Origin of the sequence: Lysinibacillus sp. NPDC097231, from assembly GCF_044761885.1 — a bacterium.
GTDB lineage: Bacteria > Bacillota > Bacilli > Bacillales_A > Planococcaceae > Lysinibacillus.
Genome location: NZ_JBIWDH010000001.1, coordinates 120,249 through 137,564, shown reverse-complemented (window position 1 = coordinate 137,564; position 17,316 = coordinate 120,249). Strand labels below are relative to the sequence as shown.

The 17,316-nt window shown below is 38.0% G+C and carries 15 protein-coding genes; 13 read left to right on the top strand and 2 right to left on the bottom strand.

Going from position 1 to position 17,316, the window contains the following annotated elements:
• Window positions 1-14 precede the first annotated feature (14 nt).
• Complete coding sequence (locus tag ACIQXF_RS00710) at window positions 15-1,238, top strand: M16 family metallopeptidase (protein ID WP_402777701.1); 1,224 nt, start codon at window positions 15-17, stop codon at window positions 1,236-1,238.
• Window positions 1,239-1,448: 210 nt separating this feature from the next.
• Here the strand turns inward: ACIQXF_RS00710 and ACIQXF_RS00705 are convergent, their stop codons facing one another.
• A complete protein-coding gene (locus ACIQXF_RS00705; protein ID WP_402777698.1) occupies window positions 1,449-2,285 on the bottom strand; it encodes an ABC transporter ATP-binding protein in 837 nt (278 codons plus the stop codon).
• Window positions 2,286-2,663, bottom strand: coding sequence for a GntR family transcriptional regulator (locus tag ACIQXF_RS00700; RefSeq protein ID WP_402777695.1), 378 nt, complete (start codon window positions 2,661-2,663; stop codon window positions 2,286-2,288). It lies immediately after the preceding gene.
• 143 nt (window positions 2,664-2,806) lie between these two features.
• On the opposite strand from ACIQXF_RS00700, the gene ACIQXF_RS00695 reads away from it, so the two are divergent.
• The 12 genes from ACIQXF_RS00695 (at window position 2,807) to ACIQXF_RS00640 (ending at window position 17,160) form a co-directional block, all read left to right on the top strand.
• Entirely contained in the window at window positions 2,807-3,070 is a 264-nt protein-coding gene (locus ACIQXF_RS00695; RefSeq protein WP_370075185.1) for a YlmC/YmxH family sporulation protein, read from the top strand.
• Between the two features lie 9 nt (window positions 3,071-3,079).
• Window positions 3,080-3,859 carry a dipicolinate synthase gene (locus ACIQXF_RS00690; RefSeq protein WP_402777692.1) on the top strand — a complete coding sequence of 260 codons (780 nt, stop codon included), beginning with the start codon at window positions 3,080-3,082 and terminating at the stop codon, window positions 3,857-3,859.
• Window positions 3,853-4,443: a dipicolinate synthase subunit B gene (locus ACIQXF_RS00685; protein WP_402777689.1), complete on the top strand. Its 591-nt coding sequence runs from the start codon at window positions 3,853-3,855 to the stop codon at window positions 4,441-4,443. Before ACIQXF_RS00690 ends, ACIQXF_RS00685 begins: the two co-directional genes overlap by 7 nt.
• A gap of 82 nt (window positions 4,444-4,525) precedes the next feature.
• Window positions 4,526-5,563, top strand: coding sequence for an aspartate-semialdehyde dehydrogenase (locus ACIQXF_RS00680; RefSeq protein WP_402777686.1), 1,038 nt, complete (start codon window positions 4,526-4,528; stop codon window positions 5,561-5,563).
• A 13-nt stretch (window positions 5,564-5,576) separates the two neighbouring features.
• Entirely contained in the window at window positions 5,577-6,494 is a 918-nt protein-coding gene (dapA, locus tag ACIQXF_RS00675) for a 4-hydroxy-tetrahydrodipicolinate synthase (RefSeq protein ID WP_402777683.1), read from the top strand.
• A gap of 444 nt (window positions 6,495-6,938) precedes the next feature.
• Entirely contained in the window at window positions 6,939-8,606 is a 1,668-nt protein-coding gene (locus ACIQXF_RS00670) for a ribonuclease J (RefSeq protein ID WP_402777680.1), read from the top strand.
• 161 nt (window positions 8,607-8,767) lie between these two features.
• Window positions 8,768-11,053, top strand: a complete 2,286-nt coding sequence (locus ACIQXF_RS00665; RefSeq protein WP_402777677.1) for an FtsK/SpoIIIE family DNA translocase — start codon at window positions 8,768-8,770, stop codon at window positions 11,051-11,053.
• Between the two features lie 169 nt (window positions 11,054-11,222).
• On the top strand, window positions 11,223-11,951 hold the full coding sequence (locus tag ACIQXF_RS00660; protein WP_402777674.1) for a GntR family transcriptional regulator: 729 nt from the start codon (window positions 11,223-11,225) through the stop codon (window positions 11,949-11,951).
• Window positions 11,952-12,006: 55 nt separating this feature from the next.
• A complete protein-coding gene (locus ACIQXF_RS00655) occupies window positions 12,007-13,098 on the top strand; it encodes a BMP family lipoprotein (protein WP_402777671.1) in 1,092 nt (363 codons plus the stop codon).
• A 507-nt stretch (window positions 13,099-13,605) separates the two neighbouring features.
• Entirely contained in the window at window positions 13,606-15,153 is a 1,548-nt protein-coding gene (locus tag ACIQXF_RS00650; RefSeq protein WP_402777668.1) for an ABC transporter ATP-binding protein, read from the top strand.
• Window positions 15,153-16,199 (top strand): ABC transporter permease, encoded by a 1,047-nt coding sequence (locus tag ACIQXF_RS00645; protein WP_402777665.1) that lies wholly within the window; start codon window positions 15,153-15,155, stop codon window positions 16,197-16,199. The genes ACIQXF_RS00650 and ACIQXF_RS00645 overlap by 1 nt, the downstream gene beginning before the upstream one ends.
• Window position 16,200: 1 nt before the next feature.
• Complete coding sequence (locus tag ACIQXF_RS00640) at window positions 16,201-17,160, top strand: ABC transporter permease (protein WP_402777662.1); 960 nt, start codon at window positions 16,201-16,203, stop codon at window positions 17,158-17,160.
• Window positions 17,161-17,316: the final 156 nt, after the last annotated feature.

Sequence of the window (17,316 nt, the reverse complement as noted above, 5' to 3'; positions counted from 1 at the left end):
ATGGAGGGGATTTTTTGGTACAAGTACATACATGTCAGAACGGTGTGCGTATTGTGTCTGAGCAAATTGATCATGTAAGATCGGTTGCACTAGGTATTTTTGTTAATGCAGGTTCTCGTTATGAGCTACCTGAGGAAAATGGCATTACGCATTTTATAGAACATATGCTTTTTAAAGGGACAAAAACTCGAACAGCTCGTCAGATTGCCGAAGAATTTGACCGAATTGGCGGTGAGTTAAATGCCTTTACATCCAAGGAAAATACTTGTTATTATGCAAAGGTTTTAGATCATCATGCAGAGCTTGCTGTCACAATATTAGCAGATATGTTCTTTAACTCTATATTTGCAGAAGAAGAGTTAGAGAAAGAACGACAAGTAGTGCTAGAGGAAATATTAATGAGTGAAGACGCACCTGATGACGATGTTCATGAAAAGCTATGGGGGGTTATGTATCCAAATGATGCGCTCGGTCGTCCAATATTAGGAACGGCTGCTACTTTAAAAACTTTTACAGCTGATATGATACGTAGCTATATGGCTAAGCATTATGGTCCAGAATCAGTTGTTATATCAATAGCAGGAAATATTTCTGCAAAACTTCTGCAAACAATTGAAGAATTGTTTGGACATTATCAAGCATCACCATTTGCTGTTGCACCTGTATTGACAAAGCCTCAATTTCTTCCAGGAGAGATTGCAAAAACTCGTGATACAGAGCAAGCACATGTGGCCATTTCTTATCCAGCGATTGGCGTAAAAGATCCAGATATGTATAGCTTTATTGCTCTTAATAATATTATTGGTGGCAATATGAGCTCCCGTTTGTTCCAAGAAGTACGTGAGGAGCGTGGCTTAGCATATTCCATTTTTTCTTACCAATCTTGCTATGCAGATGTTGGAGCTTTTACGATTTATGGTAGTACAAGTCGTCAACAACTATCACAGCTACAGCATACAATCGATGCGACATTACTAGATATTGTGGCAGGTGGTGTAACCGAGGAAGAGCTAGATAATGCGAAAGAGCAGCTAAAGGGTAGTTTTGTACTTGGATTAGAGGGGACAGGCGCTCGTATGAACCGCAACGGTACAAGTGAACTAGTTCATGGAAAACATCGTTCAGTAGATGAAGTATTAGCTTCAATCGATGCTGTATCAATGGAATCGGTAGATCGCTTAATAGCAAAAATCTTGAAAGCTGAACCAGCCATTTCGATTATTGGACCTGAAGCTTAAAAATCTGTAGAAGTTGTCCAATAAGTCTCTTATAAAGTAAATTTGTGTGAAATTGAAAAGGCAGAAATGTTGTCAAAAATCAACGTTTCTGCCTTTCGCTATTTACTTATTCCTGGCTAAAATAACCCTTTTAGGAAAATCAGCAAGAAGGCCTGTACTTTTAGTTGACGTTGGATCGTCAATAAATCATTCATACAAGACCTACCATATTCAAACTTTCACATAAAATAGCATGATATCTTCTATTGAAGGCTTTTCAAGGGGAAATACTTCGTGTACTTCATTTTTTAGAACTAATGCTTCTAACCCAAAGGCTCCATTACGTTTTCTTAATATGGCATGTTCCGGTATTGCGCTTACTTCCTCTTTACTACCTTTAAATATTCCGTACTCATAGAGCAGTACGTCCTTACTTTCACTAAATAAAATTTCACCATTGTGAATAAAGGTAATATAGTCAGCAATCTTTTCTAAATCACTTGTTATATGAGAAGAAAATAGGATACTATGTGTTTCATCTTGCATAAATGCTAAAAATAAATCGAGAATTTCATCACGAATAATCGCATCTAGCCCACTCGTTGGTTCATCTAAAATTAACAACTTTGGATGATGTGCCAATGCTAATGCAATAGACAGCTTCATCCTCATTCCTCGAGATAATTCTTTTACCTTCTTCCTCTCTGGAACTTTAAATTGTGCCAATCGCTCAAAATAAAAGCCTGAATCCCAAGTTTTAAATACCTTTTTCATAAATTTGTCGAGCTGCGTCGCATTGAGCGTTTCTGGTACATGTAATTCGTCAAAAACTACACCGATGTCGTTTTTTATCGATATTTCATGTTCGACAATATCCTTGCCAAATAGCAAAACTTCGCCATATTCTTTTTTTAGTAAATTGAGTAAGCATTTAATTGTCGTAGACTTCCCGGCCCCGTTTTCTCCAATAAATCCCATGACGGTGCCTTGAGGTACTGAAAAACTTACATCCTTAAGAGAAAACCCTTCAAAGCTTTTATGTAAATCATGAATTTCAATAGCGTTCATTTAGTGGCCCTCCTCCAAAATTAATGAAAGTAACCCCTGTAATTCTTCTTTTGTCAGTCCTGCTGTTTTGGCTGCTCTTACTGCTTTTTGCATATGCTCTTCAACTTGACGTAATAATTCCTCGCGTAGAAAATCTTGATTTCGTTCTGTGACAAAGCTCCCTTTCCCAGCGACTGTTTCGATAAAGCCATCTCGCTCCAAATCAGCATACGCGCGCTTTGTTGTCATAACGCTAATTTTTAAATCCTTTGCTAGTGCACGAATAGATGGTAGTGCATCACCCGCCTGTAATTTATTTGCTAATATCGCTTCCTTAAGCTGGATGGTTATTTGCTCATAAATCGGTTTATCACTGGCATTACTTAAATGGATATGCACAATTGTTCACCTCGTTTTAACTGTATATGTACACTGTATACATTCTGTAGATTAAATGCAATATTTTCGTACTTTAGGTAAGGGTCACGAATTGCAAAAACTCGGCATATATTGGGGTAACGGTTCAAGGAGGGAGATGAGGCATGCTACTATCAGAGATGGTGGATAAAGAGTTAATTCAAGTCGAGGGTGGCGTACACTTTGGTATACTGGCACATACAGAATGTCTAATAGATGTGCAAACAGGAAAGATACATGGCTTTGAGATTGTCAAAGATAAATTACCATTCCAAAAAAAGAAAGTGAAAGTTAGTGAAATGATACCTTGGCATGAAATTATATTAATTGGAGAAGATCGAATTTTATTTAACAAAACAACGACGGTACAGTCAGAATTTTTACAGTGAGGTGAGCTTTTGGAAAACGAAAAATGGCTTGTTATCGGTGAGGATTCAAGGTTAAAGGAATTAGCTACAATGCTAAGAAGCCCATCGAGAACTGTATTTTATAAAAGAACATCAGTTTGGAATGAGGAGTTAAATAAGCTTGTATTAGAATACCAACCAAATAAAATTATTCTTCCCATTCTGCCACTAAAAATAGAAGTGGAACAACTCTATGGGATATCACAAGTTAAATTTTACACAGGACGTTTAACTATGCATTGGAAGCATTTGCTTGAGAGAAATGAAACGAATTGCTATTTGCAGCAGGAATCTTTTATTTGGCAAAATGCGAGATTAACGGCGGAGGGATTTATCGCCACGTTTTACGGACTCGAGCAGAAATGTATTTACGGACAAAACTTTACTATCGCAGGATTTGGTCGCACCGCCAAAATGCTCGCTTCTTTACTCGTAAAGATGGGTGCTAATGTTCATATTGTAGCGCGTTCGGTTGTACAAGTGAGTGAAGCCAAAGCATATGGTTATAAAGCTTCTAATTTAGATAATCGTGAATGGTCAATTAATGATGGCATTTTTATCAATACGATTCCTGCTAAGTGGATCACTGAATCTTTCCAAGACCATGTTCCAGCGGTTTTATATGATTTAGCTTCGGAGCCTGGCTGCTTAGATATAGATGCAGACCAATTGCAAACGTATGTACTATTGCCGTCGTTACCCGGGAAATACTTTGCACATGATGCGGCTACAATATTGTGCAAGGCAATAGAGGAGGAAGAAAATTGTTAACTGGGAAACGAATTGGTTTAGGTATTACAGCCTCACATTGTACGTATGAGGATGTAGTACCTAAAATTCAGAACTTCATCGATGTAGGAGCAACAGTTATCCCAATTATTACTCACTCCGTTTTACATGCTGCTACACGCTTTGGTACAGGAGAAGAGTGGATTGCGAAAATAGAAGAATTGACTGGACAAAAAGTTATTTCTTCTATTAAAGAGGCAGAGCCATTTGGTCCATCCAATCCTCTGGATGCAATGGTTATAGCACCGATGACTGGCAATAGTATTAGTAAATTTGCAAATGCAGCAACAGATAGTCCGGTGTTGATGGCAGCGAAGGCAACTTTGCGTAACGGTTCACCTGTTGTCCTAGGTATTTCAACGAATGATGCTCTTGGCTTAAATGGCATGAATATTATGAGACTGTTAAACTCCAAAAACATTTACTTTATTCCATTTGGGCAGGACGCACCACACTCAAAACCAAATTCCTTGATTGCTGATTTTGATCAAATGGTTTCCACTGTTCATGAAGCAATTACGCAGAAAAAACAAATACAGCCGCTGTTGATACAATATTTCAAATAATTCATGAATTACACACAATTTTCAGTATTTTTGTGATACAATAGCACACATTATGGAACTTGTATTCAAGGAGAGATGACAGATGACAAAGCAGTTGACAGTTGCGGTTGTAGGAGCAACAGGGGCAGTAGGAACAAAAATGATGGAACAACTAATTAAACGTAATTTTCCAATTGGAACGATTAAGTTTTTAGCTTCTGCACGTTCAGCAGGAAAACCAATCGAATTTAATGGTGAGACATATACAATAGAAGAAGCGACACCAGAAGCTTTTGAAGGCGTCAATGTCGCTTTATTCTCTGCTGGTGGTTCGGTATCAGCTGTGCTTGCACCAGAAGCGGCAAAACGCGGTGCAGTAGTAATTGATAATACGAGCCATTTCCGTATGGATCCAGAGGTACCACTAGTTGTACCTGAAGTAAATCGTGGTGATCTTGCTAAGCATAAAGGAATTATTGCAAATCCAAACTGCTCTACAATTCAAATGGTGGCTTCACTTGAACCAATACGTAATGCATTTGGTTTATCGAAGGTTATCGTATCGACGTATCAAGCAGTTTCAGGTGCAGGTATTTCTGCGATTCAGGAATTAAAGGCACAAAGCGAAAACTGGGATGCAGGTAAGGATGTAGAAGCAAATATTTTACCTTCTGGTAGCGACAAACGTCATTACCCAATTGCTCGTAATGTCATTCCGCAAATCGATAAATTTACAGACAATGGCTTTACATACGAAGAAATGAAAATGATTAATGAAACAAAGAAAATCATGCATGCACCAGAGCTAAATGTTGCTGCAACTTGCGTTCGTGTGCCAGTCGTTTCAGGACACTCTGAATCTGTTTATATCGAAGTTGAGAAAGAAACAACGGTACAAGAGATTTTTGAAGTATTACGCAATGCACCAGGTATCGTATTACAAGATGATATTGCAACACAAACTTACCCAATGCCGATTTTCGCAGAAGGGGAAGATGCTACTTTTGTAGGACGTATCCGTCAAGATTTAGACAATAAAAAAGGATTCCACCTATGGATCGTTTCCGACAATTTATTAAAAGGTGCTGCATTAAACTCTATCCAAATTGCAGAAGCAATGCTTGAGGATAACTTACTATAAAAGGGGTGTAAGGATGAATTTAGGTCGAATAGGAACGGCAATGATTACGCCGTTCAAAGAAGATGGCACGATTAATTATCCAGAACTAGAGCGTATTATTAATCATTTGATTGATAATGGTACTGATTGCATTGTTGCATGTGGCACAACCTCTGAAAATCCAACTATGTCCACAGAAGAAAAAATTGAAGTTGTACGTTTTACTGTTGAAAAAGTTGCGGGTCGTGTGCCGGTTATTGCAGGTACAGGGGATAACGAAACCGCTTATTCAATTGCGATGACGCACAAGGCTGAAGAGAACGGTGCAGACGGTATTATGCTTGTAGCACCATACTATAATAAGCCAAATCAACGTGGTATTTTTGCGCACTTTGAAACAATTGCCAAAGAAACAAATCTACCAGTCATGCTTTATAATGTCCCAGGACGTACAGGCATCAATGTTGCTTATGAAACTTCTGTTGCTTTAAGTAAAATTCCTAATATCGCATGGATTAAAGAAGCGAGTGGTAATTTAGATCAAATGGGCGATATTATTGAGAATGTTGATTGGGATGACAATTTCTTAGTATATAGTGGGGATGATGGTTTAACACTGCCATTACTAGCGATTGGCGGAGCAGGTGTGATTTCAGTTGCTGCCCACGTTGTTGGTAATGATATGCAATTAATGATTAAAGCGTTTGAAGAAGGAAATCATCAGCTAGCTGCCAAAATTCATCGAGCATTATTACCACTAGTACGTGCGCTATTCGCTCAGCCAAATCCTTCGCCTGTAAAATATGCGATGACAAAATTAGGCTTTGATACACTCAATGTTCGTCTGCCAATGGTTGAAATGACAGATGAAGAAAAAGCAAGCTTTGACCAAATTTGGGATACGTATCAAGAAAAAGCGAGAAGCTTTAGAGAAATAAACAGCTATAATTAAATTGAGATTGGCTAATTTATGTTAGCCCCTAAGACTTTAGACAAACTTGAAATTTTGGTTTGTCTAAAGTCTTTTTTAGCATTAAACCAAAACATTTTGTCCATGACATAGTGGAGGGGGAAGAGAAATAGCTTAGATAACGCCGAAATCCGCTCGGGTGTGAGGAAGAACCGCTCAGGTAACGCTGAAATCCGCTCGGGTAAGAAGAAGAAACACTCAGGTTTTGGCACATCCATGCAGAAGAGAAAGTACATCCCGACCTTGATAAATCAGACTTGCTATTGCCGTATCAAAGACTATAAGCCCACCTTTATTTTTATATATTGGCGATAAATTTCTGTTTCCATCATGAAAGATGTATTTTTAATTTGTGCAAAAGCTTTGCAAATCGTATAATGATTGTTAAGTGGTTGCTGTTCGGGATATCTTTTAGGAGGAAATAAATTGACAAAAAAGAAAAATGAATTAATTCGTATCATTCCACTAGGTGGTGTGGGTGAAATTGGAAAAGCAATGTACGTAGTAGAAATTGACGAAGAGCTATTTGTGGTGGATAGCGGCTTAATGTTCCCTGAAGACGAGATGCTGGGCATTGATATCGTAATTCCAGATATTACGTATTTAGAAGAAAATAAAGACCGAGTGAAAGGGATTTTCTTAACGCATGGTCATGAAGATGCAATTGGCTCGATTGCCTACGTATTACAAAAAGTGAAAGCTCCTGTGTACGGATCGAAGTTAACCATTGCACTTGCAAAGGAACATTTAAAGGATTTGCCTGCACCATATCAGGTGAAATTCTTTGAAGTTACAAATCGTAGTCGTATGAATTTTAACTCAACGTATGTGACATTCTTCCATACAACACATAGTATTCCCGATTCGTTAGGGGTAGTGTTCCATACATCTGAAGGAGCAATTGTTCATACAGGAGAGTTTAAATTCGACCAATCAGCGACAGGCAAATTTAAACCTGATTTAGCAAAAATGGCACAGTTGGGCGAAGAAGGCGTATTTATGCTGTTATCTGAGTCATGTGAAGCAGAGCGTCCAGGTTATACGACATCTGAAATTGTGATTGAAGAGCAATTATCAAAAACATTCCATTCAGCACCAGGTCGTATTTTAGTTGCTGTTTATGCATCTAATTTCATCCGTATTCAGCAAGTATTTACACAAGCTCAAAAGTCATTCCGTAAAGTAGTGATTGTAGGAAAACCTTTAGAAAAAGCAGTGGATTTAGGGGTGCAATTAGGCTATTTAACAGTTGAAGAAGATACGATAATCCCAATCTCAGAAATGCATAAATATCAAGATGATGAGATTATTATTATTGCAACTGGTAATAAAGGTGAACCACTAGATGCGCTGGAGAAAGTAGTCCGCAAACATCATCGAGACATTAAAATTAAGAAAAATGATACAGTATTAATTACTTTCACTCCATCTCCTGGTATGGAAGTGCAAATGGCTAATACAATGAACTCCATTGCAAAAGCTGGTGCTGAAATTCTGACATCTAGCAAAAATGTACATGTATCAGGCCACGGTAGCCAAGAGGATTTAAAGCTAATGCTTAACTTAATGCAACCAAAGTATTTTGTTCCTGTACAAGGTGAATATCGCATGCTGATTGCACACTCTAAACTAGCACAACAGCTTGGTATGCAAAAATCACAAATTTTTATCGCCGACAAAGGGGATATTGTAGAATACAAAAATGGTAAAATGCGAATGAGTGGTCGTGTACAAGCTGGTAATGTATTAATCGACGGTATTGGTGTTGGTGATGTAGGAAACATTGTACTTCGAGATCGTAAATTATTATCACAGGATGGTATTTTCATTGTTGTCGTAACATTAAATCGTGCTCAAAAGAAAATTGCATCTGGTCCAGAGATTTTATCGCGTGGTTTTGTATACGTACGCGAATCAGAAGAATTAATGGTAGAAGCTTCTGATATTGCGAGAAATGTTATTGAAAAATACGTAGGTAAAGATACATTTGAATGGACAAACATTAAACAGGAAATTCGAGATACACTAAATACGTATTTATTCCAAAAAACAAAGCGCCGCCCAATGATTATCCCAATTATTATGGAATATTAAAAATGAAAGCTCATCGCTGAAGCATTGAGCAAGAAGTGAATGAAAAAGGATTTTCTAGCCGAATGTGAACGGTGGAAAATCCTTTTTTTTGAAATAATCAAGTTCTACATGTTATTATTCGCTACATATATAGAATGGATTGCAAAAGAAGGTGAAAATAGATGGCGACTAGTAAAAAAAGAAAAGTTACTAAAAGAAAAGAAAAAACAGAAAAAAAAGAAATGCATCCGCTTATGTATGAAATTTTAGGGCTCATCTTAATTGCGTTTGCAGTTATTATGATTTTTGAATATGGCATGATTGGACGTGTTCTACAAACAATAGCGATGTTTTTTTTAGGGAATTTACATTTTGCTGTGCCATTCATGCTTATTTTTATTGCAATGATGCTCATGATTGGGCAGAAAAAAGTAAGCATAAAGGATCGTCTACTATTGGGTATGCTCCTAATTATTATGAGTTTAACAATTTTTAGTCATGGTATTCTTTTTGAACAATTATCAAAATCGGGCGGGTTGTTATCAGAATCGGTGTTGCGAGAATCGTGGCGAATTTTAATTAATACAGACGGTATCATCAATCGAAGTAATGCTCTTGGTGGTGGTATGATTGGTGCACTGTTATTTAGTACACTACATGTATTATTTGAGGCATCAGGGGCAAAGGTCGTGGCATGGGTTATTTTCATTATCGGTTTAATTTTAGTCACGGGAAAAGCACTCGTTCCATTTCTAGCGGAAAAAATGCCTGTACTTTTTGGCAAATGGCAAAAAAAACAGCGAGATAAGAAAAAAAATGCGCCAAAGAAACCAAAAAATCGTCGATCAAGAGTTGAAAGCATGGATGAGATTGCTGCTGTTAATCATGCACCTGAGATACAGGAGGAAGAGGAAATTCCTCATGAACCTATTATTTCTGCTTTTACACAAAATGTATCCCATGAACGAGAAGCGTTTGCGGCAGCAGAATATGAAGAAATTGACCATGGAGAGATCGTTGATGATGTCCATATTCAAGGTGCAGATGCTGTAGAAAATGCAGATTATCAACTACCTTCATATAATCTATTACAATTGCCGCCACAACATGACCAAAGCGGTGAATATTCTGTTATACAGGCAAATGCAAAAAAGCTTGAACAAACTTTGCAAAGCTTTGGTGTAAAAGCCAAAGTGACGCAAGTTCATTTAGGTCCTGCTGTAACGAAATATGAAATACTACCAGATATAGGCGTGAAAGTTAGCAAAATTGTAAACTTACAGGACGATCTTGCCTTGGCACTTGCTGCAAAGGATATTCGTATGGAAGCACCTATTCCTGGGAAATCTGCGATTGGCATTGAAGTACCAAATAGTGAGGTAGCCATAGTGACACTTCGAGAAGTGTTAGAGTCTAAGGATGGAGCGAAGCCAGAAGCGTTGCTACAAGTCGCATTTGGTCGTGATATTACTGGACAAGCTGTTCTTGCCGAGCTCAATAAAATGCCGCATTTACTTGTCGCCGGTTCAACTGGTAGTGGTAAAAGTGTATGTATTAATGGCATTATCGTATCGATACTTATGCGTACAAAACCACATGAAGTAAAGCTGATGATGATTGACCCGAAAATGGTGGAATTAAATGTATATAATGGAATACCTCATCTGTTGGCACCTGTGGTTACAGATGCTCGAAAAGCGTCACAGGCACTAAAGAAAGTAGTGTCAGAAATGGAACGCCGTTATGACCTATTTTCTCACACGGGTACACGTAATATAGAAGGGTACAATGGCCATGTTCAAAAGGTAAATGAGCAAACCGATGAAAAGCACCCAAAATTACCTTATATTGTCGTAATTGTAGACGAGTTAGCTGACTTAATGATGGTTGCATCGAGCGATGTAGAGGATTCCATTACACGTTTGGCACAAATGGCACGGGCAGCGGGGATTCATTTAATCATTGCAACCCAAAGACCTAGTGTCGATGTATTGACAGGTGTTATTAAGGCAAATATACCTTCGCGTATCGCCTTTGCGGTATCGTCAGCCATTGATTCCAGAACGATACTAGATATGGGTGGAGCTGAACGCTTACTTGGACGTGGAGATATGCTATTTTTACCTGCCGGCGCGTCTAAACCAAAACGTGTGCAAGGTGCATTCTTATCAGACCAAGAAGTTGAGTCTGTCGTTAATTTTGTTATAGAACAGCAAAAAGCACAGTATCAAGAGGAAATGATTCCGACTGAAGAAGAAACTATTTTAGAGGAAACGGATGAATTATTTGATGAGGCTGTGCAATTAGTTGTAAGTATGCAGACGGCTTCGGTTTCCATGTTACAGCGCCGCTTTCGAATAGGATATTCGAGGGCTGCTCGCATTGTCGATCAAATGGAACAACGCGGTATTGTCGGGCCTTCAGAGGGTAGTAAACCTCGACAAGTACTTATTCATCAATACGAATAGTTAATATTCATTAACAATAAACATCTTCTGAATTTTGAATTCAATTCAAAATTCAGAAGTAATTACGTTAAAGCGTAATTGATTTCATTCTGCAAAAATGTTATATTATGAACGATTAGTAGGAATGTTGTACATCAGATGTCTGATCTCTGATTTTGGTGGTGATATATTGACTATTAAAGCAGATCATCGTCATCTCTATCTTCAAGTAATTGATCGTTTAAAGTCTGACATTGAGACAGGCGTTTTCAAAGAAAATGAAAAACTGCCTTCAGAGTTTGAATTATCGAAATCACTAGGAGTCAGTCGAGCAACACTTAGAGAAGCGCTTCGACTGTTGGAAGAGGAAAATGTGATTGTGCGACGACATGGTGTAGGTACGTTTGTAAATCCTAAGCCGTTATTTACATCAGGTATTGAGCACTTATCAAGCATTTCTTCTATGATTGAGACAGCTGGTATGGAGCCAGGCTCGCGCTTTTTAAAGGCGACAGAAAACATACCTTCTGAGGAAGATTTAAAACGCTTCCAATGTGATGACGAAGATAAAATACTCACGATTGAACGTGTCAGAACAGCAGATGGCGAGCCAGTAGTTTACTGCATTGACAGATTACCAGCTAGCTTCTTGCCAACTGACTTTGTAGAAAAAAAAGAAGTTTCACTTTTCTCTGCACTTGAACAATCCGGTAAAATTCATGTTGCCTATGCTGTAACATATATTGATCCGATAGGATATCATGAGCAAGCGTCACCGATTTTAAATTGCGGACGTGAAACAGCACTTTTAGTATTAAAACAGTTGCATTACGATGATCAAGATCAAGTAGTGCTATATTCAAAAAATTATTTCCGAGCTGATAAATTCAGCTTCCATGTAGTTCGTAAACGGGTGTAGAACATTTCTAAATATTTTTTCCTGCTAATTACAATACCTTTGGGGGGTTACTACAATGAAAAAACGTAAATTTGGCTTAGTATTATCATCAGTGTTAGCTGCAAGTGCAATTTTAGGTGCATGTGGCGCGAAAGATGAAGAAGAACCTGCAAAAGAAAATAACAATAATGCATCAACTGAAGAAGGCAACAAAGAAAATGCATTCTCAGTAGCAATGGTTACTGACGTAGGTGGCGTTGATGATAAATCATTCAACCAATCTGCTTGGGAAGGTGTTCAAGCTTACGGTAAAGAAAATAGCCTATCAAAAGGTGACGGTGGTTTCGACTACTTACAATCAAAATCAGATGCAGACTATGATTCAAATTTAAACCTATTATTACGTCGTGACTTCAATTTAATATTTGGTATTGGTTTTATGATGGAAGACGCTATGACTGCAATAGCTGAAGAAAATCCAGATAACAAATTTGCCATCATTGACGCTGAAGTAAAAGCAGACAATGTAGTATCTGTTATGTTCAAAGAGCAAGAAGGTGCTTTCTTAGCAGGTGTAGCTGCTGCGAAAATGTCTAAATCAGGTAAAATTGGTTTTGTAGGTGGCGTAGATATTCCAGTTATTAACCGCTTCCACGCTGGTTTCGTTGAAGGAGCAAAAGCTGTAAATCCAGATATCGATATTAAAGTAAAATACACTGGTGCATTCGATAAAGCTGACCTTGGTAAAGTTACTGCAAACAGCATGTATTCTTCAGGTGTAGATGTTATCTTCCACGCTGCCGGTGCAACTGGTAACGGTGTATTTTCTGAGGCAAAGGAACGTAAGAAAAAAGATCCTAATGCAAACATTTGGGTAATCGGAGTAGACGCTGACCAATACGAAGAAGGTAAAGTAGATGATAAAACAAATGTAACTTTAACTTCTATGTTAAAAGGTGTTAACACAGCAGTAGTAGATATTTCAAATAAAGCGAAAAACGGTGAATTCCCAGGTGGTCAAACGCTTACTTATGGTATTGCTGAAGACGGTGTGAAACTTGCAGATTCTCGTGGCGCGATCCCAGCAGATGTTCAATCTGTAATTGACGAATATAAAGAAAAAATTGCTAAGGGTGAAATCGTAGTTCCAGAAAAAGTGGAAAAATAATTCATCTTTGATCATCATAAGGGACTTTTAGAAGACCCTTATGATGATTTTTCAATATATCGTTATATTTTGACTATTCGTAATACTCTATTTAACAATCACAATCTTCACAATTACCATAGAGGTAGTAATTTAATAGTTTATCGCAAGTTTAATAGTAAGTTAATAGAAGAAAGGTTTCTAACGATGACCTTTCCTGTATTAATTTATTTTCATTTGCTTGTAGTGAAAATGCAACGCTAGCTACACAATATCTATCTCAATCGGTGGGATAAGACGTAAGTGAATTTTTGTTAATTGAGTAAAAATAGTGCTTACTGAACTAAGATAGATCCTCTGGCTGATGTTATTCGTTATGACAACAGTTAGTATTTTAGATTGGTTTGTAAGGAGTAGTTAAATAACATTTCAAAAACTGGACGTATTGTTTATCTGTACAAAAGTCATAGCGCAGATACTAATACGGCAAAAATTTATATAAAAGTGCCTATTAAGGGAGTGACAAAATTGGAATATGTGATTGAGATGCTAGGAATCCGTAAAGAATTCGGTGATTTCGTGGCGAATAATAACATCACCCTCCAACTGAAAAAAGGCGAAATCCATGCATTGCTAGGCGAGAATGGTGCAGGTAAATCGACATTAATGAACGTCCTTTTTGGTTTGTATCAACCAGAGGGTGGCGAAATTCGAGTTCGAGGGAATGCAGTTAAAATTACAAACCCGAATGTTGCCAATGATTTAGGGATTGGTATGGTGCATCAACACTTTATGTTGGTGGAAAACTTTACAGTAACAGAGAACATTATTTTAGGTTCTGAACCAACAAAAATGGGGATTGTCAACATTAAAGATGCGGCAAAGAAAGTACAAGCACTTTCTGAAAAATATGGTTTAGATGTTGATCCATATGCCAAAATCGAAGATATTACTGTTGGGATGCAACAGCGTGTTGAAATTTTAAAAACACTATACCGTGGTGCAGAAATTTTAATCTTTGACGAACCTACTGCATCTTTAACACCACAGGAGATTACGGAGCTTATTCAGATTATGCGCCGCTTAATTGCAGAGGGCAAATCGATTATTTTAATTACCCATAAGCTAAAAGAAATTATGGAAGTCTCTGACCGTGTAACGATTATCCGAAAAGGTGAAGGGATTGGAACAGTTATAACTGCTGAAACAAATCCTAACCAATTAGCTGAAATGATGGTAGGTCGTCAAGTTGAGTTTAAGACGGAAAAAACAGAGGCAAAACCAACTGAAGAAGTGCTTACAATCGAAAACTTGGTTGTTACAGACTATCGAAATATCGATAAAGTAAAAGGCTTAAACTTAAAAGTACGCAAAGGTGAAATTGTTGGTATCGCGGGTATCGATGGCAACGGACAATCTGAGTTAATCGAAGCCATTACTGGTCTACGTAAAATAAAGAGTGGTAATGTTAAATTAAATGGAAAAGATATTACAAATATGAAACCTCGAAAAATTACTGAGGAAGGCGTTGGACATATCCCACAAGACCGCCATAAGCACGGTTTAGTATTAGATTTCCCAATTGGCCATAATATCGTACTGCAAACATATTATCAGTCTCCAATCGCTAAGGGCTTTGTCATGGACTACAAGAAGGTATCTGAAAAAGCACGTCAAGTCATTGAAGAATATGATGTGCGTACTGGAAATGGTGAAATGACACCAGCACGTGCGCTTTCAGGTGGTAACCAGCAAAAAGCGATTATCGGTCGTGAAATTGATCGTAATCCAGATTTATTAATCGCGGCGTTACCAACACGTGGGCTAGACGTAGGTGCTATTGAATTTATTCACTCCCGCCTTATCGAGCAACGTGATAAAGGAAAAGCAGTACTGTTAATTTCATTCGAATTAGATGAGGTCATGAATGTTTCGGACCGTATCGCTGTTATTTATGACGGTCAAATTGTTGAAGAGTTAAATCCGAAAGAAACATCAGAACAAGAGCTTGGTCTATTAATGGCAGGACAAAATAGTAAAAATCACATGAATGATGCGAAGGAGGGGAACGACTAATGTCAAATCGTGTCATTAATATACTCGTTCCTATCATCTCTATCATTATCGGTTTAATTGTTGGTGCTATCGTAATGGTAGTCAGCGGTTATGACCCAGTTCAAGGTTATATCGCCCTTTGGACAGGTATTTTTGGAGATTCATATTCAATCGGGAACACAATCCGTCAAATTACACCATACCTATTGGCAGGTCTTGCAGTGGCATTTGCCTTCCGCACAGGTTTATTCAATATCGGTGTTGAAGGTCAGCTGATTTTAGGTTGGCTAGCAGCAGCTTGGGTAGGATATGCATTTGAACTACCTAAAGTCATTCACTTACCATTAGCATTACTTGCGGCAGCAGCTGCAGGTGCATTTTGGGCCTTTATTGCAGGTTTCTTAAAAGCGAAATTTAAAGTTCACGAAGTAATTGCGACAATTATGTTAAATTACACTGCGCTTTATATTGCGAACGCAGTGATTAAAAAATTGTCTGACGGTAGCTTTAAAACAGAACGAATTCATGAATCAGCTTCATTACGTTCTCCGTTTTTAAGAGAGCTTACAGACAATTCAAGTCTTCACTATGGGATCATTGTTGCACTATTAATGGTAGTAGTTATGTGGTTCATTTTAGAAAAAACAACACGTGGATATGAGCTTAAAGCGGTAGGGTTTAACAAGCATGCTGCAGATTATGCTGGTATGAGCGTAAATAAAAATATTATTTTAGCTATGACGATTTCGGGTATGTTCGCAGGTCTTGGTGGTGCTATGGAGGCACTGGGTACTTTCCAAAATGCTTCTATTAAAGCAGGCTTTACAGGTGTCGGTTTCGATGGTATCGCCGTTGCCTTACTTGGTGCAAACACGCCACTAGGGGTTGTATTCGGGGCTTCATTATTCGGCTCACTTAAATACGGAGCACTAAATATGCCAAATGCTGCGGGTATTCCCGAGGAGATCGTATCTATTATTATCGCATTAATTATTTTCTTCGTAGCATCAGGCTATATTATTCGAGTAGCATTACAAAAGTTGAGCAAGAAAAAGGAGGGACAATAACATGAGCTTTTTAGAAATGTTATATTTCATCATCCCTTCTGCAATTTTTTATGCAACACCTTTAATTTTTACTGCAATCGGTGGTGTATTTTCTGAACGTTCCGGTGTTGTAAACATTGGACTAGAAGGTTTAATGATCGTTGGTGCCTTTGTTGGTATTTTTGTCAATCTAGAATTTGCTTCAACATTTGGGGTAGCAACCATTTGGGTGGCCATGCTTGCAGCGGTCATTGTTGGAGGAATCTTCTCTCTATTACATGCCGTAGCTTCGATTTCCTTCCGTGCCGATCAAACGGTATCAGGGGTTGCCATCAATTTATTAGGTTTAGCGGTAACTGTATTCTTAGTAAAGATGATTTATGATAAAGGTCAAACGGATATGATTACCCAACCAATAGGGCGTTTCGCTATCCCTTATTTAAAGGATATTCCGTTCTTTGGTCCATTGTTATTCCGTGATGTCTATAGTACGTCGATTTTAGCTTTTGCAGTAGCTATTGGAGCATGGTTTGTCATTTATAAAACACCATTTGGGTTACGTTTACGTGCTGTTGGTGAGCATCCAATGGCTGCAGATACGATGGGAGTAAACGTTAATAAAATGCGCTATATTGCTGTTGTCATCTCAGGCGCATTAGGTGGCCTTGGTGGTGCAGTATACGCGCAATCAATTACTGGTGATTTCTCACATGCAACAATTGCTGGTCAAGGGTTTATGGCGATTGCTGCAATGATTTTCGGGAAATGGCATCCAATTGGTGCATTGGGTGCAGCATTATTCTTTGGAGTAGCACAAACGCTAAGTATTGCGGGGAGCGAAATTCCTTATATTCAAGACATTCCTGCAGTATACCTACAAATTTTACCATATGTATTAACGATTTTTGCCTTAGCAGGTTTTATCGGTAAAGCAAGTGCACCAAAGGCTAGTGGACAGCCTTACATTAAAGGTAAACGCTAGAAAAGGACTGACAATTGTCTAAACAAAAAGACTGAGCGAAAATGCTCAGTCTTTTTCCTTGTACATATCTTAGATGTTTAGGAAAATAATATACATACTTTGGATTCTTTTTGCAATTATAGACAATAGACATGTATAGTATGTGTAGTACATTGT